Source organism: Enterococcus wangshanyuanii (assembly GCF_002197645.1).
GTDB lineage: Bacteria > Bacillota > Bacilli > Lactobacillales > Enterococcaceae > Enterococcus_L > Enterococcus_L wangshanyuanii.
The window spans coordinates 146,285-167,123 of the sequence record NZ_CP021876.1 but is presented as its reverse complement, the minus strand read 5'-3'; the positions used below and the strand labels follow the sequence as shown (position 1 = coordinate 167,123).

15 protein-coding genes are annotated in these 20,839 nt (G+C 31.8%); 11 read left to right on the top strand and 4 right to left on the bottom strand.

Annotated features, from left to right (window positions below; translation table 11 throughout):
- The first annotated feature begins 129 nt into the window (after positions 1–129).
- From CC204_RS20240 to CC204_RS20230, 3 genes are all read left to right on the top strand, one after another.
- On the top strand, positions 130–648 hold the full coding sequence (locus CC204_RS20240) for an RNA polymerase sigma factor (RefSeq protein WP_088271922.1): 519 nt from the start codon (positions 130–132) through the stop codon (positions 646–648).
- Positions 638–1,714, top strand: coding sequence for a hypothetical protein (locus CC204_RS20235; protein ID WP_227011286.1), 1,077 nt, complete (start codon positions 638–640; stop codon positions 1,712–1,714). The genes CC204_RS20240 and CC204_RS20235 overlap by 11 nt, the downstream gene beginning before the upstream one ends.
- A gap of 419 nt (positions 1,715–2,133) precedes the next feature.
- Positions 2,134–2,472: a ribonuclease G gene (locus tag CC204_RS20230; RefSeq protein WP_227011285.1), complete on the top strand. Its 339-nt coding sequence runs from the start codon at positions 2,134–2,136 to the stop codon at positions 2,470–2,472.
- 131 nt (positions 2,473–2,603) lie between these two features.
- Here the strand turns inward: CC204_RS20230 and CC204_RS20225 are convergent, their stop codons facing one another.
- Positions 2,604–3,095: a DUF2798 domain-containing protein gene (locus CC204_RS20225; RefSeq protein WP_088271920.1), complete on the bottom strand. Its 492-nt coding sequence runs from the start codon at positions 3,093–3,095 to the stop codon at positions 2,604–2,606.
- A gap of 949 nt (positions 3,096–4,044) precedes the next feature.
- Entirely contained in the window at positions 4,045–4,905 is an 861-nt protein-coding gene (locus CC204_RS20220) for an NmrA family NAD(P)-binding protein (RefSeq protein ID WP_088271919.1), read from the bottom strand.
- Positions 4,906–5,144: 239 nt separating this feature from the next.
- On the opposite strand from CC204_RS20220, the gene CC204_RS20215 reads away from it, so the two are divergent.
- Together CC204_RS20215 and CC204_RS20210 are read left to right on the top strand one after the other, a co-directional pair.
- Positions 5,145–6,374, top strand: a complete 1,230-nt coding sequence (locus tag CC204_RS20215; protein ID WP_088271918.1) for an InlB B-repeat-containing protein — start codon at positions 5,145–5,147, stop codon at positions 6,372–6,374.
- A gap of 483 nt (positions 6,375–6,857) precedes the next feature.
- Entirely contained in the window at positions 6,858–8,201 is a 1,344-nt protein-coding gene (locus CC204_RS20210; RefSeq protein WP_088271917.1) for a PTS transporter subunit EIIC, read from the top strand.
- A 131-nt stretch (positions 8,202–8,332) separates the two neighbouring features.
- Here the strand turns inward: CC204_RS20210 and CC204_RS20205 are convergent, their stop codons facing one another.
- The gene (locus tag CC204_RS20205) at positions 8,333–9,823 is read right to left on the bottom strand and encodes a helix-turn-helix domain-containing protein (protein ID WP_088271916.1); all 1,491 of its coding nucleotides are present in this window, start codon (positions 9,821–9,823) and stop codon (positions 8,333–8,335) included.
- Between the two features lie 454 nt (positions 9,824–10,277).
- Between CC204_RS20205 and CC204_RS20200 the strand changes: the two genes are divergently transcribed.
- The 6 genes from CC204_RS20200 to CC204_RS20175 all read left to right on the top strand — a co-directional run bounded on the left by CC204_RS20200 (position 10,278) and on the right by CC204_RS20175 (position 19,848).
- Positions 10,278–10,958, top strand: a complete 681-nt coding sequence (locus tag CC204_RS20200; RefSeq protein ID WP_088271915.1) for a winged helix-turn-helix domain-containing protein — start codon at positions 10,278–10,280, stop codon at positions 10,956–10,958.
- A 164-nt stretch (positions 10,959–11,122) separates the two neighbouring features.
- Positions 11,123–13,537 carry an InlB B-repeat-containing protein gene (locus CC204_RS20195; RefSeq protein ID WP_088271914.1) on the top strand — a complete coding sequence of 805 codons (2,415 nt, stop codon included), beginning with the start codon at positions 11,123–11,125 and terminating at the stop codon, positions 13,535–13,537.
- A 413-nt stretch (positions 13,538–13,950) separates the two neighbouring features.
- Positions 13,951–14,607, top strand: coding sequence for a DUF6056 family protein (locus tag CC204_RS20190; protein ID WP_088271913.1), 657 nt, complete (start codon positions 13,951–13,953; stop codon positions 14,605–14,607).
- Positions 14,608–14,753: 146 nt separating this feature from the next.
- Positions 14,754–15,299: a hypothetical protein gene (locus tag CC204_RS20185; protein WP_157894345.1), complete on the top strand. Its 546-nt coding sequence runs from the start codon at positions 14,754–14,756 to the stop codon at positions 15,297–15,299.
- A 1,135-nt stretch (positions 15,300–16,434) separates the two neighbouring features.
- The gene (locus CC204_RS20180) at positions 16,435–18,642 is read left to right on the top strand and encodes a lectin-like domain-containing protein (protein WP_088271911.1); all 2,208 of its coding nucleotides are present in this window, start codon (positions 16,435–16,437) and stop codon (positions 18,640–18,642) included.
- Between the two features lie 1,020 nt (positions 18,643–19,662).
- Positions 19,663–19,848 carry a hypothetical protein gene (locus CC204_RS20175; protein WP_088271910.1) on the top strand — a complete coding sequence of 62 codons (186 nt, stop codon included), beginning with the start codon at positions 19,663–19,665 and terminating at the stop codon, positions 19,846–19,848.
- 433 nt (positions 19,849–20,281) lie between these two features.
- On the opposite strand, the gene CC204_RS20170 is transcribed toward CC204_RS20175, so the two are convergent.
- Positions 20,282–20,599: a phage repressor protein gene (locus tag CC204_RS20170; protein WP_088271909.1), complete on the bottom strand. Its 318-nt coding sequence runs from the start codon at positions 20,597–20,599 to the stop codon at positions 20,282–20,284.
- Positions 20,600–20,839 lie beyond the last annotated feature (240 nt).

Below are 20,839 nucleotides of genomic sequence, written 5' to 3'. Positions count from 1 at the left end.
ACCAGAATATTTCATAATGTATATTCTGGTCTTTTTTTTGATAAATAAAGTACATACAAATAAAAATATATTTGCAATGAAACTTTTTAGGAAAATTCGCAGTCTTATATTATGAAGGGAGGAATATTTGTGCAAAAAAATGTAGATGTACACTTAGTTAGAAAAGCTAAAAAAGGAAATTCACAAGCTTTTATTGAGCTATGTACAGCTTATCAGGACATTTTATATAATTCAGCATATAAAATACTTTGGAATGACGAAGATGTAGCTGATTGCATGCAAGAAACAGAGATACGTGCATGGACGAAAATAACGAAGTTAAAAAATGAAGAAGCATTTAATTCTTGGATCTTTCAAATAATGACTAATAGTGCAAAAGACATTTTAAAGAGAAAAACAGCCGATGCAGAGTCTGAAGAGAGGTATATAGCTGATAAAGTAGAGAGGCACAACACCTTTGATGTAGAGCAAGAATTGAATGGATTGGAAGAAATCTACAGAATACCGCTTATACTATATTATTATGCAGGGTTTAGTATCAAAGAAATATCTGAACAGTTGAAAATATCTGTAAATACTGTAAAGACAAGATTAGCTAGAGGAAAAATGAAATTGAAAATTTTATTGGAGGAATCAAATGATGGATAAAAAAATAATCGATAAAATTAAGAATGAAAGAAAAATCCCAGATGAAGTACTGACTAAGCTAGAGTCTAATAGAGAAGATATTCTAAACAATAAAATTAAACAAGAGAAAAATTATAAAGTACTTTCTAAAAATAGTGTCATGGCAGTATTAGTTGCTGCAGTAGCACTTTTACTAATAATAACCAAAACGCCAGTAGGGGTAGCGATAGAGAATGCACTAGGGATCGGAATAGATTCTGGAGTGGAGACCGTAGAGAAAAATGCCATACCTACTGAACTCAATTTAACAAGTATTCAAAATGATCGAGAGATAAAGTTGACTAAATTTGTTTCCACAAAGAAAAAATTTGCTTTTGATTATCAGTTTAAGATAGATGATGAAAAATTAAAAACGTTACTAAAAAAGGATATAGCGGCTAAATCAGATTATCAAGATATTCAACTTGGTCTCTTTGTTAAAGGGGATACTAAAGATTTATTTCAAGGCGTACATTCCTATTCAACATTTAGATTAGACGGAGATACTTTTTATGGATCAGTGATATCAACTTTCGATACAGAGAGTATTCCCGAAAATGCAGAACTAAGTCTTCATATTTATAGATTAGCTTGGATGGATCGTGACGAGTATGAAACAGCAGAATCTAAGGCATTTGCTGATCCTGACAATCCTCAACCATTTAGTGTTCCTACCTCATTAGAATATACTGGAGATTGGAGCTTTGATATTGCTTATCTGCCACTCCTTCAAACAGCGGACACAAAGGTTCTTGATTCAAATAATGTTACAAACATTGTATCTAAAAGCGATGCATTACAAACAACAATTACTTTTAATGCTCCAGTAGAGTATCCGAATTTTCCTGAAATTACAGTATATAAGAATGGTGTAGAGATTTCAAATTCAAATATTAATTTCAAGCAATTAGATAAAGAAAAATTTGAGATCGAACTGGATTTAAGTGCTTTAGATAAAGTATCAACTTATAAAGTTAAGATTGAAGAATCAGATATATATGATACAAGCATCAAAGATGTTGGCTCTTTTGAAGTTCAAAATAAATAATCGAGCTTACGTATAAGATAACTAATGAATATCTTCATTTTGTAGAAAAATATCAAGAAAAAATGAAACATTAGAAGTCATTTATTTTAGTAATCTTCCCCAATTAGATACAAGAGTAATATTGATTTGAGCGTTAGCTCCACTTTGAATGTAGACCATAATGGATGTGTTACATCATGATCTACACTCAAAGTACGAAAAACATCATGATGAAAATCATGGTGCTTTTTAATTAGGATAGAAAAGTTCAATAGAGTATAGGCAATTGAACGTTTTGTGAACGTTGCTCTTACAAGGTTACTCAGTGTTCAATAGAGTTGCTCAAAAGCAAAAGAAATAACGGATTTTTTGTAAAGAGAGTTCAAATAATTACTCAAATATGATAAACTACTTAAAGTGAAAAAAAGGAGATGAAAATGATGGGGGAAACACCCAATGAAGTAAAAGGTTGGAACTGGGGAGCATTTATGTTCAATATAGTATGGGGGATAGGAAATAAGACGTATCTGCCGTTGTTGTGTTTAATACCACTATTTAATATTGTTTGGATATTTGTATGTGGATTTAAAGGAAATGAGTGGGCATGGCAAAGTGGAAACTTCTTACATGAAGATATTGATACATTTAAAGCAATTCAAAAAACGTGGAATAGAGCAGGCTTCGTGTGGTTTATTGTTGCTATTGCTATTGTATTAATTTATTTACTTTTAGCTATCACGATTTTCAGTTATGTTTTTCAACAGTATTCAAATTATTAATAATTAAGAGGGCTAGGATAGAGAATTTCTCTATCCTATTTTTTTAGTAAAAGTATCTCTACCAAAAACATTCGTTTTGGGCATAGAAAAAAGCAGATCCTTAAACGTCTGCTTTAACTAATCATTCGTGATTAAGCAGCTTTCTGCTTATCTTTTGATATATGAAGTTTGTATAATATCAAACGAGCAACAGGATGGGCAATTAATAATTCTATCGCTAATGATATCGCAAAATTTCTTGGCCAAACATTTAAATAATTATGAAATACATCAAAAGTGACAGATCTACTACCTATCCATGTACCAATTATTGTCATAAATATAGACATGAGCAAAACATTGACTAATATGTTTATTGTGACAACTGAATTAAAACTATCATCTTTGTGAATAATTTTTTTGGTTATTTTTTCAGCTGGAGTATGTGTCAATAAAACTAAAATAACTACAAACAACCAAATGAAAGGAATAACCTGTAGAGTGTTAAAATAGGTTTCTTTAGAAAAACCAACTTCTAAAAAAGTGATTAAGGGCGCAATTATATTTACTGATACAATTGAAATGACTAATAAAAATAGTGTGAATTCTTTCTTGTTTCTGGGTAATTTCATATAAAAATCCAATTTGATACCTCCTAATTAGTTACCATTATATTATATCAAATTTTAATTTTCTTCATAAGCAATTTAGTCAAAAATATGTTCGAATAAATTTAATGAGTAAATATTTTTGCTCATTTTTTAAAGAATAAGCTATCAAAACTTAAGAATATTTGGTACCAATTCTAACACATGTATTGTTTAATAGTACTGATTTACTTGCTAGTATTTTCTTGATTTTAATAAAGATTTTCAAATAATTAAAAGGTGTTCTTGTCTATGGAAGATTTTTAATTGTTATACTGCATGTAAGATAGAAGTTGAGAGGGCTTTTGAGAAGGCAAACTAAGTTCAAAGGATGTTTTCAATCCGTTGGACGATTTCAGGTGTATATTTTCTAGGTTTTCTCTCTGATTGATAGGTAAGATAAGCAGTCAATGCTTCTTTTTTCATAAGATTTGGTGAATTATTTTCTAATGCTCATTGCGCCGCTTGATATTGTTTTCAATAACGACCAATAGTTTTACGGGTTTAGGATTTAGATATGACTCCTTCACTACAAGTCGTTGAGAACGTCTAACTTCTATTTAAACGTATGGATGGTTAATTTATCCATAAACTTTATTATTCTAGGACCACCAATAATTAAACTATTTTTTTACTCATTACTAGTTTATAATGGTTCCTCTTTCACTCATTGAATTGTGAAAGTTAGATGTTGAATAAAACGTAAAGACATTGCTCATTACATTGATTTAAGCAGTCAGTATATAGCAATTGAAATAGAAAACCAGTATGAAATCAACAAAAAAAGGCATTCTTATAAGTTAAAAAGAACACCTTCTGTTAATTAAGGAACTTTATTTATAGTTCAATTTATTATCTAAATCCATAGGAGTTGACCGATCTGCTAAGAATAAAAATAGCAGATCGGCCTCTACTAAGTTAGTCAAAAACATTGTCTCAAATTTATTTACACAGTCATCAGGGTAGTTAGCAGTTGTAATAAATCTTTTGTGGGCCTACCGAGAAGACTGCTTAACGTTTTGTCTTCAATTTCATATTGCTTATCCCTAATATCCAATACTGTATTAGTGGTAAAGTCAATCATAAAGGAAGGAATTCCCTTAATTTTAAGTTGATTCATATAAATATCCATTGAAATATCCTGATAATTAATTGTTGTCTGTCTAATTTCTCCTAATAGTTTTGCTATATCATAATACGAATATAAATTATCTCCAACTATATTATATAGTTTATTAGCGTGAGAGTTTTCAACTAGCAGATTTGCAATTCCTTCTCCCATTTCTTGTCGTAAAGCATATGGCACTCTTCCATTACCTCCCGGTAAAGAAAGGGTTTCTAATTGAGTAATATCACCAACTATATCTAATATTGCATCAGCATACATTGTATTTCGCAGAATTGTATAGACTAACCCTGACTCCATCAAATATTGCTCAGTAAAAAAATGACTTTCCATAATTGGTTTAACATGAGAAGTTTCTATATCTTGAATTGCAAGACTAGTATAGATAACATGAGCAACTCCCATCTTTTTGGCAACATCAATGGCAGTTTTTTGTTGAAAAAATCGGTCCTGACTCATTGTTGAAATTATTAATAATTTGTCTATTCCTTCAAAAGCTTTAGTTAGCGAGTCTGGGTCATCAAAATTTCCTTGGCGGACTTCAAATCCATCTTGAATATATCTTTGTGCTTTAGTTAAATCAGTTGTCATCAAAACAACTTCTTTTGTTCCTATTTTTTTTTGTATTTGTTTTACAATTGCATGTCCTAATTTTCCGGTTGAGCCAGTGATCAGCAACATAATAACCACTCACCTTTCATTTTAATTATTTCTATTTATCATTATATACTTTTTGTCGATTATTTAAAAGGTTCTGTTGCAAAGTATTTTATAAACTTATTTTAGGGTGAAATTAAAATAGAAAATACCCGGAGAAATGAAGATGGAGTTGGTTAAATAAGCGACTATATTTGAAAAAAAACCTTAAACAAATTATTATAAATGTATAACAACAATAAAATAAAGATAGGAGAAAAATATTGAATCGTAGAGTTATGATGGTATTAATGTTATTAATTTTTTTTGGAAAAGGAGACGTAACATTTGCGAATGAAGGAGGAAAGCAGGATCGAGATCAAAGTACGATTTTAAATTCTGATGAAATAGTCAATTTAACTGTAAATTTTGTAAACAAGAAAACGGATGAGGTATTAAATACAGTATCACTAAGTTATCCAACCAATTCAACGATTGATGTTACTGAGACAGGTACAGTACAAGATATTGTGCAACGTTTTATTGATTCAGGGTATACTCTGGTGGAAAGACCAATAAATGAAGGTGGAGTAGTTGTATCTCCAGATGGAACAACGATTACTTATTACTTTGAAAAACAAGCAAACTTAACTGTAAATTTTGTAAACAAGGCAACGGACGAGGTATTAAATACAATATCGCTAAATTATCCAATCAATTCAGCGATTGATGTTACTGAGACAGGTACAGTACAAGATATTGTGCAACGTTTTATTGATTCAGGGTATACTCTAGTGGAAAGACCAATAAATGAAGGTGGAGTGGTTGTATCTCCGGATGGAACAACGATTACTTATTACTTTGAAAAACAAGCAAACTTAACTGTAAATTTTGTAAACAAGGCAACGGACGAGGTATTAAATACAGTATCACTAAGTTATCCAACCAATTCAACGATTGATGTTACTGAGACAGGTACAGTACAAGATATTGTGCAACGTTTTATTGATTCAGGGTATACTCTGGTGGAAAGACCAATAAATGAAGATAGAGTGGTTGTATCTCCGGAAGGGACAACGATTACTTACTATTTTGAAAAAGGAAAGATTCTACAAATATTTTATTTAGTAACCTTCAATAGTAATGGAGGTAGTTCTGTCTTAACACAAAAAATAAAAGAAAATGAATTGTTGCTGAAACCTGTGAATCCTCAAAAAGAAGGTTTTTACTTTGGAGGCTGGTATCTAAACAAAGAACTATCTGAGGAGTGGAATTTTGAGACACCAATAATCGAAGATACCATTCTTTATGCTAAATGGATAAAAAAAGATGATTTGAGTGAAAACCATTATCAGCTTTTAAATACACCCGATCCTCACAATAAAACAAAAAAGCTCCCTAAATTAGGACAAGCTAATTTGTCTAATTATCTCTCCTCTTTTGGAGTTATTTCAATTCTGGTTATAATTTACTTGAAATGTTATGTGATAAATAATCGTAAAAAAATAGTTTGAACGAGTAGAAATGTGATGAGGATTAAAAATATTAATCACTAGTTCAATAGTATGTACGTCTGCTTCATTTATTCTGAATTAAAGTAGTCTTTGTAAGCTACAGAAATTAGTCAGAATAATGTACTATACTGAATTGAAGTAATTGGATTAGGCTCGATTACCTAATTAAGCGAAATAATTAAAAAATTGAACTGAGCAATTATGTGTTCGGTTCAATTTTTTTGCTAACTAGAGGAGGAAATTCCTAATGCTAAGAATCAATCGTTTGAAGAGAAAATTTCCAATGAATAGGTAGTTTTGCAGACTTTAATTCATTTGGCTAAAAAAGGTTGAAATAGTACGAGAGACTGTAGTATTAAATAAAAAATAACTTTGACTTACAAGGAATTAAAAATTACAAATGACAAATTCTCCAAAAAATGAAATTTATCAACGAAATAATCAGTATAAGATTTGCTCAAATAGAAATGGAGATGTAATGTTTTGAAAAAATATGAAGTAATGTCCAAACAACTGATCGCGAATATTGGAGGACAAGAAAATATATATAGTATGACCCATTGTGTTACTCGATTAAGATTTAAATTGAAAGATGAAAAAAGTGCAAATGATGAACTTATTGAAAGTATGACCGATGTTATTGCAGTAGTAAAGAGTTCTGGACAATACCAAATAGTGATTGGCGATCATGTATCTGATATTTATAATGAAATACTTTCACAAATTGAAGTTCCTAAAAAAAAGCTTCCTAAAAAAAATAAAAAAATAAGTGTTGGAACAAAATTCATTGATATTGTCTCTGGTATAATGAGTCCTGTTATAGCAGTAATGATGGCTAGTGGAATGATTAAAGGATTAGTCATGCTTGGGGAAGTTTTTGGTTGGATTGATAAGCAAAGTGATGTAGGTACTATCTTGGTCGGTTTAGGAGACGCTTTTTTTTATTTCTTTCCAATTATGTTAGGGTATACAACAGCCAAAAAATTCAATATTGATCCGTTTGTTGGCACAGTAATAGGAGCCTTTTTTGTATACCCTAGCTTACAAGGAATAAGTTTGAATATCGCTGGTTTATCCAGTGATGTCACATATACAAATACTGTGTTACCAGTTATATTAACAACAATACTGGCTTCGTATATTTACAAAAATCTTAAGAAGGTTATTCCAGATGTTGTAAACATGTTTTGTGTACCAATGTTGACTCTTCTGATAGTCTCTCCAATTGGTTTTATTTTAATTGGTCCTCTTATGAACAAAGTTTCCGATGGCATCGCTGATCTCGTTATGTGGCTGTATTCATTTAGCCCAATACTTGCAGGGGTGATTATGGGAGCTTCATGGCAATTCTTGGTTATTTTTGGAGTTCATATGAGTATAATAGCTATTGCTATTGTTCAGATGCTGTCAAATCGAGCAACCCCGATCTTCACTTTAATTGGAGCTGCTTCCTTTTCTCAAACTGCAGTTGTTTTTGTGATCTGGTTAAAAACAAAAGATAAAAAATTGAAAGATCTAACACTACCAGCCTGGGTTTCAGGCATATTTGGTGTAACTGAACCTGCAATCTATGGAATTACATTATCAAGGATCAAATTTTTTATTATTAGCTGTCTTGGAGGAGCTTTGGGTGGCGCATATGCCGGTTTTTCTGGACTCATGAGTTATCAAATGTCAGGATTTGGTATTTTTTCTATTACAGCACTCATTGGAGGAGATATGCCTTTTGAAAAAGCACTATTTCATTTTAGTATGTCAAACATAATTGCGATGCTTTTTTCGGGTATAGTCACTTTTATTATGTATGACGATGAGAGTAAGGACTGAATTGAGAAAGATTAATAAATAAAAAAGCATTTTGCATTTACAAAATGCTTTTTTATTTATTAAAACAGTAAACAGATTTAATAAATCTTATTTTTGATAATTTATATGCGAATAGAATTGAAGTTCTAAATTTATAGTTTAGCTGTTCTTAAAAAGTTATCCAAACCGTTTAGATCATGTTGAGTAAGATAGCTTTTAGCAAGAACAAACACTTGGGTATCTGGATATACTTCGTTAGCTAGAGATTCTGTGTAAGTTTCACAAATAATTAAGTCAGCCTTTTTAATATCTTCATTCTCTGTTGATATGGTTAATTCGTAATTTAAAGTAGATAACTGTTTTTTGACGAGCTCTGCAGCATAAATATTTTCTAATAGTAAAGAGATGCGATAAGAATTGTCATAAAAATTAAATTTGAACATACCAAGAATAGACTCACTTAATGCTGCTATTAAAAATTCTTTATCTTTTATATGAAATTTTGGAATTTTTGTGTTAGCTAGTACAATGGCATTAGTTATTATGTTTGATAAGATTTCTTGTGCTCGACTATTAGTATCTAGTAAATACGTTCTTGATATTCCAGGGAGAGAGTTAAACATCGTTTGATAATGGTATGAATATCTATTAGTCTGTGTGAGTAAACTCAAAAAACGAGTCATAAACAACTGAGATTCCATAGCCTCCGCGAAAAATGTGTCATTTTCAAGAACTAATTTGAGAAAATAAATTGCAAACTGCCATAACTCAGTGTTGTGAAATTTATGATATACAACATAAGAATGCACAAGAGGTGAGTCAGCTGTAGCAATAAATGTTCCTGTTTCGGCAATAGAAGTTTCATAGTTTATTTCAGCAGGCATATATTTTTCTGGAATAGTTATAGAGCTCTGATACGAGTTACTAAAAAAAACTAAAAAGGACACCGATTTCATTGGATTATTTTCGTATTTTGTAGACATACTTGAAACAAAGTGATTCATTTCCCTTCTTAGATCAATAATAGCAATCCAAAATGACCATTGATCTTTTTGGATAGATGAGAGATTAAAAATAATTTCTTTTTCTTTAGCTTCTATTTGTTTTAAATACTCATGTTTAGAAGTGTTGAAAGGCCATATAATTCCGCGATAAACTCCCCATAGTAAAGACTGATAAAAATATCTTATGTCTTGTTCTCTTCCAACAAGTTTTATCGGTTTGGTATTTAGATCCAGATTAAATATTTTTAAATCTGATTTCAATTCATGTATTTTTCTGTAAAAACTAGCTTCAGAAATATCATATAAATAGGTATAAGAATTTATATCAATATCTCTTTCATACAGTAAGTCCATTAGTAAATTTCCCTTAAAAGAACGTTCAAATAGGGTAATTGTTATTTTTGGAAGAGAAAAGCTTGCAGTGCGATCTATAGTAGCGGTTTGATTGTCTATGGAAATATGCGCTTTTATTTGAAGTTGTCGGAAAAGTTGATTGGTTTCTGCTATATCTTTTATCAATGTAACGGATGAAATATTTACTAAATTATTCAAATCACTAAGCTTCATTGTTGGTCTACGAAGGAATTCACTAACTATTTTATATATCTTAGTATCTTTTTTCTCAAACAGATGTATCATGGTAAAACCTCTTTTCGTTAATATATATCAATACTATAATAGAGAGATTTAATAAATTCAAATTATTAAGATAAATTAACTGATGAACAAGAAAACGGTTTTATATTTTTTGTAAAAAAATGATATATGAAATCGATAATCTATCTAATTTTTTTAATTTAAATGGAATTTTAACAACAAATAACGAGTTAATTTTATTTTTTTGGTTTTATGCGAAAAAAAACGAGAATTAACAGGGTTGAAAGATATTAATATAATACTTTTAGTAATTAATGAAATTCTTTTTGGTAAAGGATTAAATTCGCCTCCATCGAAAAATGATTTTTTTAATTAAATATTTATGATGTTTAATAATAAAGATTTTAATATTATTAATATATAAAGTTTGTTTGGTTTATTGTCTTTTCAAATAACTATTTGAACTTGAACAAATAAAAGAAGGGAGGCATAGATAATGTATAAAGTAGGAATATTTTCTTCTGAGAACTCTGATCAACACCTAATGGAAATAATGAATAAAAATGGGTATGAATCAGTAATAATTCAAGATGAGCAACGACTAAAAGATTTAGACGTTCTTCTTCTCGAACGAAAAAAAGATAAAGATTTTGCTCAGATCATTGAATATATAGTGCAGAAAAAAAAATACAATATTCCATTTATTTGGATCATCTCTTCAACGTTACCAGAACAAGAACGAAATCTTTATTTGCGACTAGGAGTTAATGGCATTATTAACAGAACTGACAGTATGAAAGAAGTGATTTTCACTTTAGATAATAATATGGAAACAAAATTGCTGAATGACAATAAAGAAAGCACCTTAAATCATGATAAGGTGAAAAACAAAAAAACAAAACTATTAGTAAAAGAGAGGACGAATAGTATTCAATTTGAAGGGGAGGAGGAAATATTTTTAACTAAAAAAGAATTTACGTTGTTTTGGAATTTATATAAAAATCCAAATAAACCAATCTCTTACAAAGAATTAAAAAAACTCTTATGGGGAGATGATAAGACTGAAGACATATATCGTGTTGCAAACGTCTTGTTTCTATTAAGGAAAAAATTACCACCTCAATATCAAGACATGCTTCGTACAATAAGAGGGGTAGGTTACATGTTAGTTTTATAGCTAAGATTAGAGACCTAAATCGAATGTCAGTTGGAAAACTTGAGAAGTACGATCTAACGTATAGATGCAATAAAAAAATTACCGTTTCAATAAACCGTGAATACAATTATGAATTATTTTTGGTTCTTACTACTAGCTCATAAAAAAAGAATTTAGGTGAAAAAATGAAAAAGAAGATAATAAATACTGGGCTTCTTATATTAATAATTGGAGGCACAGCAGTGACTAATATTTTTGCTCAATCAAGTAGCAAAATTAGTGCAAATTCTGAAGAAGCTATACAAAATGATGAAACGTCTAATATTGACTCGAATGTAAGTGCGAATAAATTTGCGACAGAAAAAGATAATCAGAATGAGGATCTAAATCTTCAAGAAACCAAACTTAATCGTTCAGCAGAATTAATACGTCCTAAATCAAACTTGCTATCTTTTAAAATTACAAAAGGAAGTTCTCCAAATACTTTATCACTGTATGAAGACGCTGGGAACGGATTAACTCTTATTCAAGATGACATACCAACGTCTTCAACGATAGTCTATGATACTTTATTTACACGTAACCCATCAACTATTGATGGAACTGGTATCGATGGAGAAATAAATATTAGGTTCAACGGTTCTACTAATGAAACTCCAGAAGGTGATCATCTTATCCATGGGTTAGACCTAATCAATGGGGCTAAGGTGAAATTTGAATTTCAAAATCAAGTGAAAATTAGAGAAAGTAACAATAATGACAGAGATGTAGTTCAGATTTTTGATAGTTCTGAAATAACATTTTTTCCTTTTGACGAATCGTCAAGACTTACAATATGGAATTTTAACAGTGGTGCTAACATTGTAACAAAGGGTTCAGGCGGAAAGATTACATTTAATGGTGGATCGTATACAATGCTTGAACGTCGTAACAAAGATTTCCGACAACCTCTAATTAGTATAGGTTCTATTTATACTGATTCTGTAATTGAGTCTGGAAGTATTGAAATCAATGAAGGCTCAAATTTTAAGACTGATTCTACTTCGGCTGCACTGTTTGGTAGTGTTACAGACGCTCCTAATTCAGATATTATTATAAATAGCATAACGTCGGAAGGATCCTCGTTGGTGGGAATAGCTAATGGGGGGAAAGATAAATATAGTTTACGAAATGTGATTATAAAAAATGCTAATGTTAAGACTGATTCTAGGTTAGTAACAATAACCGAAGGGAATTCTCATATAGAAAACGTCCGAGTTTTAAGAGGGAAATTTAACTATACAAATAGAAATTATAGTGTTGACCCTGGTGACTTTATCGGGATTTTTGATAGTAAACGCACTCCTGTAACATCGAAATATACTAATGCATCTATTGGAAATATTCAAATTTCAAGTGGAAGTATTTTTGGGCCTAACTCTAAGAGGTTGGAGGATACCGGATATATAGGTATTTCAAATGAGTTTAAAGATGCAGGTGCTACAATTGGTGAGATCAAAATTTCAGGTGGTAGTGTTGACTTACGTCCATTGAATGTTCAACCAATAAATGAACTAAATCAAAATGTCTATTTAAATCGTTTGACTATGTTTGAAACTCAAGCGAATAAACAAGTAACAAGTGTCTCATTTCCTTGGAATCTCACGGATACATGGGTAGCTCCCTATAATATATTTTCTCCATGGCTTCCTACTGAAACAGAAAATAAAATTGTGAACGCGACATTAGAAGGAAATAAACGATACCAAAATTATTATACGCCTAATGCTGCTATTAATGAGAAGATTTTATATCCTCAAATAGGGATCTCATTTGCCTTTTCCAACATTAAAGATATTGCTCTACCAGCAAAACAATCTGTTTGGCTTGGCGATAAAGTGACTGATCCAAATCTAACAGTGGCCGGGGAACAAGTTAGTTGGGAAAATAATGAAATAAAAAATCTTTACAATTTTCAATATGCTTTACACGAAGATATGATAAATCAAAAAAAAGCTACAATGGAATTGATTGGTTCGATTCCAAACTATGAGCTAAATTATTCTGGAAATGGAGAGACTTCTGGAACGGTTCCGACTGGCCAACCTTATACGGCTCAAGACGTGATGACTATTGCAGACAAAGGTCAATTACAGAAAGAGGGCTATGATTTTAGTGGATGGAACACTAAAGCAGATGGATCTGGACAAATGTTTCAACCAAACGAAGAATTTAAAGGTGAAGAGAATAAGGGAGGGAACACCTTATATGCTCAATGGGAAAAACAACGACCGGCAGAGACAACTGTTACTGTCGAATTTGTTAATGAAGCCAATGAAGTATTGTCTGAGTATACTGTCCAACTATCAGGTCTTGTTGGAGACACAATAGATCTAACGCAAACGTCTCAAGTTACCTCACAATTAACTACAATAGAAAACGCAGGGTATAAAATAGACGCTCGCCCCGAAAATGAATCTTCACTTCAGATTGTAGAAAATCTTGTAATTCAATACAAAGTGTCTGGGACCTTGAATTTTGTTTCTGCTCCAAAACTAATGAATTTAAACCTAACTTACAAAATAATGGAATGTTGTTCATTTTGTTTTTTTAGAACTTAAATTGTTTGAATAAATCTGTAATATGTAATCGAAAGTGAAATTTTATTTTTTCCATAGGAAAGCTTCTGTCTTTTGTTAAAGAAGGAGATGAATATTCATTAGCGTACCTACTTCACCACCTGCGCAGATAAAGCTCATTTCTGTCTTCGAGAGACGTGTGCGAGCGAATATCCATCCACCATTAACATAGAAGGCAAATAGAGTTGTTTTCTTGTGGTAAGATAGACTTCTGTGTTTTTAAGAGCATGACTAAGGGTTGTAATGGAGACTTGGCAAAGAGAAGCAAGGTGTCAGTTTAGCTTCTATGACCAATGTTTGTATTTCTCTTATTTTATGTTTCCTGTGATAAAATAGTGCAATAGATGATAGCGTAATCTTTACAAAATATAAGTTGGAAATTAAGGAGCGGGTGAATGAATAGAGTAATGACAAGTGGAATGAACAAAAATTGGTTTTCTAAAAACAGTCAGTTAATTGGGATTTGTATCCTTTTTTTATGTATTACAATTTATTTTTCTTTTTTTGGTATTCAAAAAGGAACGGATGATGAATGGTTTAAAAGGGTCAGTGAACAAAAACATTTCTTTGACTATATTATTCATCGGTATACAGGCTGGTCAGCTAGAATTTTTCCAGATGCAATTATGTATTTTATATTTTCGATGCCATTAATAGTCTACTCATCAATAACCTCGGCTTCATTATTAATTGCAGCGTATTCAATTGCTCGAATTATGAAAAAAACAGTGAGTTTATTTGATATGATAGTTATACTAGCTTTTTTTGGTTGGATGAATTTTCCATTTATCTATCATTCTTTTTTGTGGATAACAGGAGCTGTGAATTATCTATGGCCGCTCTCTTTGGGACTATTTGCCATGATACCTTATGCTGACTATGTTTTTAGAGGAGATAGATGGACGAAAAGAAGCTGGATGTTTCTCAGCATTTTTATAACATTACTTTTTTCTATCAGTAATGAACAATATTTACTTGTTGGTTTTTGTGCAGCAGTATGTGCTCATATTGCGTTAGTTATCAGTAAAAAAAGAAATCTCTTTTTTTATTAGGAAAAACATTTCTGATGTGTTTTGGACTGATTTTTATGTACGTCGCTCCTGGGAATAGTGTAAGGTTTTCCAGTGAAGTAAAGACATGGTATCCTGATTTTCAGGAAGTATCAATGTTTTCTCATGTCAGAGTAGGAATGAATTTTTTGTTTACTGGTATTTATAATAATACATTTTCAATTCTCTTACTATTAATTTTATTAGCCATATTATTGTTAAAAATGAATAAACAGCTGTATATTATGATCGGTTTATTGATTGGTTTGCTGAGCTTGATGTATTTATTGCCAAATTTTTCAGGAACGTTTATTCAAATTTATACTTTGGAAGTACGACGATTTTTTACTTTACATGGCTTTAGCCTAGCAATCAAAAATTATTTAATCTTTTCTATCTTTTTCGGAATTTTAGGGATATTAGTTTATAGAGCATCTTCCTATAAACTATTTTCACTCTTATGTATGTTAGCAGCAGTTCTATCTTTAGTCATGCTTTGGTTTTCTCCAACGCTTTTTGCATCAGGTAATAGAGTGTTTGCTTGTGCTAATATATTATTTATTATTATAGGTTTTGACTTATTCAGTAAAGTGATAGAGAAAATAAAAGTCCCTAGAAATGTTGCGTTAGCTTTGTTCTCTATTTACCCAATCATTAATTTAGGATTACCGCTTTTTATAGGTACCCCTAAGTAAAAATACGTATTAGGAAGACATACTTTGCTGTAAGTTGGTGAAGTATGTTTTTTTGTTCATTGTCAAATTGCTTATAAGAAAAATTCGTGTTTTCATATTTGGAAGTTCCATCAATATAAAATAGTAGAAAGTCAAAGTTTCTCTACCTGTTGGACAACTTTAACCGATGTATATTAACAATAAAACTTCTTAAGGATATACATTATTCTAATGTAGGCGCTGAAAAATTTTATTGATTTTATATTTTTTTATTACTTTCTTTAATATAATAAATATAAAAAGAGTTTAAGTCGGGATTTAAATAGTGTATATTTATTATTTTTAGTAAATCATGACATGTTGTTTGGATATATATATCATTTTTTTGAAAAAATAAACATAAAAATGAGGGTTTATCAGGTGGGATTTGTGAGGAAGCTGTATGTTTAGGGGTATGTTCTGTCAATGGAGCTTTTTTTCATTAAAAAATTACAAATATATTTTTTTTTTTGAAATGAACATTTTAAAAAAATTTAGTATACTAAGGAAGTTATGACAAAGAGTATAGAACCAGCACAAATATATCATAACAGACTTCAGAAACAATAAGTAGCGCTATTTCATCATATAGATAGGAGGGATCAATGTGGACAAATACCGTTAGAATGGTTTACATAGTAATAAATGACTATATTGAGAGTATATTTTTTTACAAAGATTATCTACAATTAGGGATACTAGAAGTGATCATGGAGTGAGACGAATTGGCATCAGAGGTGAAAATAAAATATCTATCTCAAAAAATTAAGTTTGTAAGAAACTACAATGTTTTCTCTGTTTGATCGAATGGGGTAGAATATTTCAATGATAACGAAATGCCTGATACATATGTTTCGACAAGGTACTTTGCTTGGCAGAAAGCTACCTTATCAAGAGAGACAAAGCTGTTGTCTCTAAGACATAGATGAGATTAGCGGCATATAAGAAAAGAGAGCTAGTTTAAAAGCTTTTATTTGATGGATTATTTCTTTATCTAACCTGTTTAGCAGAAGAGAATATGGATAATTCAAATGAACTATTTGGTATATGAAAACAAATGATTTCTTGCCTTTTTAGGCGATGGATAAAAAAATTAGAAACAGGAAGTTGGTTGTTAATGAAACAATTTAGAATAGAAAAGATAACAAAAAAAATAGCTACTGTAGGTTCTCTTGGAATGATAGCTATGATTGTAGCAGGAAGTAAGCCTGAAGTGGTGGATGCTGTTTCGAAAGAGGTCATCGTAAATTCATCCAACTATTTAGATCATTTTGGTTTAAGCGGACAGGCATCCTATGACTCGTCTACTGGCATTATTCGGTTGACAAATGATGAATTTTTACAAATGGGTGTTAGCTATTTAAGAGATCGAATAAATATGAATGAAGATTTTATATTTACTGGATCTATAAACTTAGGGGATGGTTCACAGAACCCTAATCCTAGTACTGGAAATTCAGGAGGATCGGATGGTGTTGCCTTTGTTATGCATCCTAATGACTTTGCTTCGATCGGTGGAGAGGGGGGGAGACATGGTGTAGCGGGCTTGTCAGATGCTTTTGGTTTTTCAACAGACACATGGTTTAATCAGTATGACCCGAGTCAGTTTGGTACATCACAGGGTGTGGGCAGTTCGTTTGCAGGTTTTCTATCTTCAGACTCTTCAGAAGAGTATGGGTTAAAATGGGCTCCTGATGTCCAAGTAATTTCAGAGCCTATAAACAATGAGTTTAGACCTTTTCAAGCTAGTTATAATGGTGGTTCGAAGACATTGACTGTTGTATATGATGGAGTAGTATGGTCTAACGATGTGTCTCAATGGTTGGTTCCGGATGGTATAGCTACAGGTTACGTATTGGCATTGTTTGCAACAACAGGTGGACACGTTTCTAATGTACAAGAGGTACAGATAGATTCTTTTGTGTACTACAATTTGTATACACCAACGCCAACAGCGGAGATCAGTCTCAAAGATGTAGAAGTTTCAATTGTATCGGGACTTGTTGAAGGAGCTCCAGCTGGAACTGAGGTTAAAATAACAACAGATGCTGGAACAGTTGTCACTGTAGTAACAGATGAAAACGGTATGTATGAAGCAGAAATCCCTACTTCAGAGGTAATTGAAGGACAGCCTATCAGCGTAGTAGCAACAGATGTTGTAACAGGAGCACCGCCGTCAGAGGAAGTAATTGTTTCTTATACATCTAAAGACACGGATGGAGATGGGTTGCTGGATGAAGAAGAAATAAAATTAGGAACTGATCCGTTGAATCCAGATACAGATGGAGATGGCTTGCCAGATGGTAAGGAAGTAGAACTAGGAACTGATCCGTTGAATCCAGATACAGATGGAGATGGGGTACCTGATGGTAAAGAACTGGAGCTGGGTACAGATCCATTGAATCCAGATACAGATGGAGATGGGGTACCTGATGGTAAAGAACTGGAGCTGGGTACAGATCCATTGAATCCAGATACAGATGGAGATGGAGTACCTGATGGTAAAGAACTGGAGCTGGGTACAGATCCATTGAATCCAGATACAGATGGAGATGGGGTACCTGATGGTAAAGAACTGGAGCTGGGTACAGATCCATTGAATCCAGATACAGATGGAGATGGAGTACCTGATGGTAAAGAACTGGAGCTGGGTACAGATCCATTGAATCCAGATACAGATGGAGATGGAGTACCTGATGGTAAAGAACTGGAGCTGGGTACAGATCCATTGAATCCAGATACAGATGGAGATGGGGTACCTGATGGTAAAGAACTGGAGCTGGGTACAGATCCATTGAATCCAGATACAGATGGAGATGGGGTACCTGATGGTAAAGAACTGGAGCTGGGTACAGATCCATTGAATCCAGATACAGATGGAGATGGAGTACCTGATGGTAAAGAACTGGAGCTGGGTACAGATCCATTGAATCCAGATACAGATGGAGATGGGGTACCTGATGGTAAAGAACTGGAGCTGGATACAGATCCATTGAATCCAGATACAGATGGAGATGGAGTACCTGATGGTAAAGAACTGGAGCTGGGTACAGATCCATTGAATCCAGATACAGATGGAGATGGAGTACCTGATGGTAAGGAAGTAGAATTAGGAACAGATCCGTTGACACCAAATGTTGGTGGAAAGGAAGTAGATCCTGAAACTGGTTCAGCAAATACTGGAAATCTTATCAAACCAAGTGGGAGGACTACGGGGAGATTGTTAAACACTGGAGAAGAAATTTCACGAATTGGTTTTTTAGGTATTCTAATTTTGTTATTTTCAGGGGCAGTGTTGTCAAAAAGATATAGAATGAAGAAGTAAAGACTTATAGTGAGCGTACATGTCGAAATAAATATTTTTTTTATTTTCTGACATGTACTTTGCTCATTTCAAACGTAGTGAAAGAATATTGAGCAATAGAGAAGGAATTGTCTTATCTCGTATTATGCCTACTGGATTGAACCATTTTAAAAGTGTTGTTAATTACACCAATAGGTCTTGAAGAAACAGTGTCAAGGGATTGATTTATTTGTTCTTCTTGTTAAACAGAAAAAACACCTAAAATTTATCGGTGTAATACTGTTCCTGAAAAATCAGTTAAATAAATTTGAATAACCAGCCCACAATAAAGGCTAAACATCTTAAAAATTGATGCGAACTATTTTTTCTTCCAGAAAAAGGTACCTAGGAAAGTCTAGTTAATTTCGATAGTAGTACATACTACCTATTGATGTTTTAATTTTTTAGATCAAAACTATCCGTCATGGAAGAAATTCGTCATTTCTTATTGAATAGATTTTTTTAATGCTACATATGTTCAATTACATATTTTAGAGGAGACTAACTATAAATAGACGTAACATTCCAGCAAATAAAAGAATGGAGCATATGAGTTAGAGAGTAATATCATACATTTTTAAGCATCAAAATATTTTTGACCTCTATATGGGAGGAATCATTTGCGTGGAGAGCTATTTCTTTCAACCACTTCCAATTTGAGTACAGCAAATAAAAAGAGTATCGAAAAAAGTGATCCTATGTAGCTGCATAGAGATCACTTTTTTTGTGCAATGTGTATCAATATGTGGAAACGATCAAAATCTTATCTAAGCATGATTAATCAGATTTACTTCAAAGTATGTTTACCAAAAATATTAATTTTGAAATAGATAAAGATTAGTATAGTGAAATCAATTAAAACCAAACCAGAAAGAGTACAAATCATTGGAAAAATCGATTATTCGTTGATATAGTTAAGTAAGTCCCTTAATATCGAGACAAATTTTTAATGTAGTAGTCTTTTGAGAACAAGACTGTCTTATAAAGAAAGGTGGAAAAGGTATGAACGTTGATGAAATAATTGCTAAAGTAAAAGAGTTAATTGGGGAAGGAAAGATTGATGCAGCCACAAAGTTTGTAGAGGAGCATAAAGACGATCTTGGAGATCAATTTGAATCAGTCAAAGGATTGTTGTCAAAAGCTGATACAGGTAGTATCGTAGATAAAATAAAAGAACTATTTAAGTAATTTATAAATAAGAATGAACATAGCTAGGCAAAGTTTGTCGGTTATTTGTACCACTAATGTTAGTGACGAAAAACGAAAGAATTGAATCCAGTATGATAAATCCTAGAGGAAATTCCCTCTAGTTTTTTTCTATTAGTTGAAAAAAAACGTTTCAAGGCATAACAATCTAAAGTCATAGCAACTACGAAACCCATAGGCATTTTTCCGGAATACTTTGAAAGGGTTGTTCAATCATTCCCATAAGGTAATTCTAGAGCATTTTTAATTAAATGATATTTTTCTCTCAACGGGTTTGAACTAATGGGAGATTAAACTTTACTAGAGATGGCTATCTTCATATGATGCTAAAGGTCTGTACCATATATCTAACCAAAAAGCACGTCGTTGAAAATAAAATTGGAATTTTTTTGAGTAAAAAAATAAAACTTGGTATCTACCAAATTTTAACTACTTTACCAAAAATATTTCCTTGTTTAATCCAGCCATTTATATGTCCATGGTTGTTAGATATTTGGTATTCAGTATGGGTGTTTCGTTTTCTGATAGCTGTAATTAAGTGTGTATAATAATTACCTTTAACTTTACAAAAGACAATATCATTAACCGCCAGACTCGTATTAACTGATATAGGTTTTAGACTAACTGGTTGATTAGACTTGATAATTGGCAACATAGAATTTCCTGCCTCTTTGTACTTCTCAATAAAATAACCTTTTTGAAGTAGAGAAGCAAAATAGCTTGCTTTTGACAAACAATCCCCTCCTTTTCTACTATAATAATAGCATATTTAGTGGAGAAATCCTATACATTATACTTGAAAAAATAGAGTAAAATCAAAAGCGGTCTTACACAACTAAATAGAAATCATCTGTCTAATGTAAATAATGTATGAAAATACCAATAATTTTATATAATCGTACTGAGCCAGGATTACTTAAAAGTATGCGTATTAAAAATAGTTATTTTAATTACTCTTTTTACTATCAATTAT

What these genes read in the sequence shown, in the direction of transcription:
- CC204_RS20200 (WP_088271915.1), top strand. Translation starts at nt 10,278, where the DNA reads ATGTATAAAGTAGGAATATTTTCTTCTGAGAACTCTGATCAACACCTA.
- CC204_RS20190 (WP_088271913.1), top strand. Translation starts at nt 13,951, where the DNA reads ATGAATAGAGTAATGACAAGTGGAATGAACAAAAATTGGTTTTCTAAA.
- CC204_RS20205 (WP_088271916.1), bottom strand. Translation starts at nt 9,823, where the DNA reads ATGATACATCTGTTTGAGAAAAAAGATACTAAGATATATAAAATAGTT.
- CC204_RS20180 (WP_088271911.1), top strand. Translation starts at nt 16,435, where the DNA reads ATGAAACAATTTAGAATAGAAAAGATAACAAAAAAAATAGCTACTGTA.
- CC204_RS20230 (WP_227011285.1), top strand. Translation starts at nt 2,134, where the DNA reads ATGGGGGAAACACCCAATGAAGTAAAAGGTTGGAACTGGGGAGCATTT.
- CC204_RS20235 (WP_227011286.1), top strand. Translation starts at nt 638, where the DNA reads ATGATGGATAAAAAAATAATCGATAAAATTAAGAATGAAAGAAAAATC.
- CC204_RS20175 (WP_088271910.1), top strand. Translation starts at nt 19,663, where the DNA reads ATGAACGTTGATGAAATAATTGCTAAAGTAAAAGAGTTAATTGGGGAA.
- CC204_RS20220 (WP_088271919.1), bottom strand. Translation starts at nt 4,905, where the DNA reads ATGTTGCTGATCACTGGCTCAACCGGAAAATTAGGACATGCAATTGTA.
- CC204_RS20195 (WP_088271914.1), top strand. Translation starts at nt 11,123, where the DNA reads ATGAAAAAGAAGATAATAAATACTGGGCTTCTTATATTAATAATTGGA.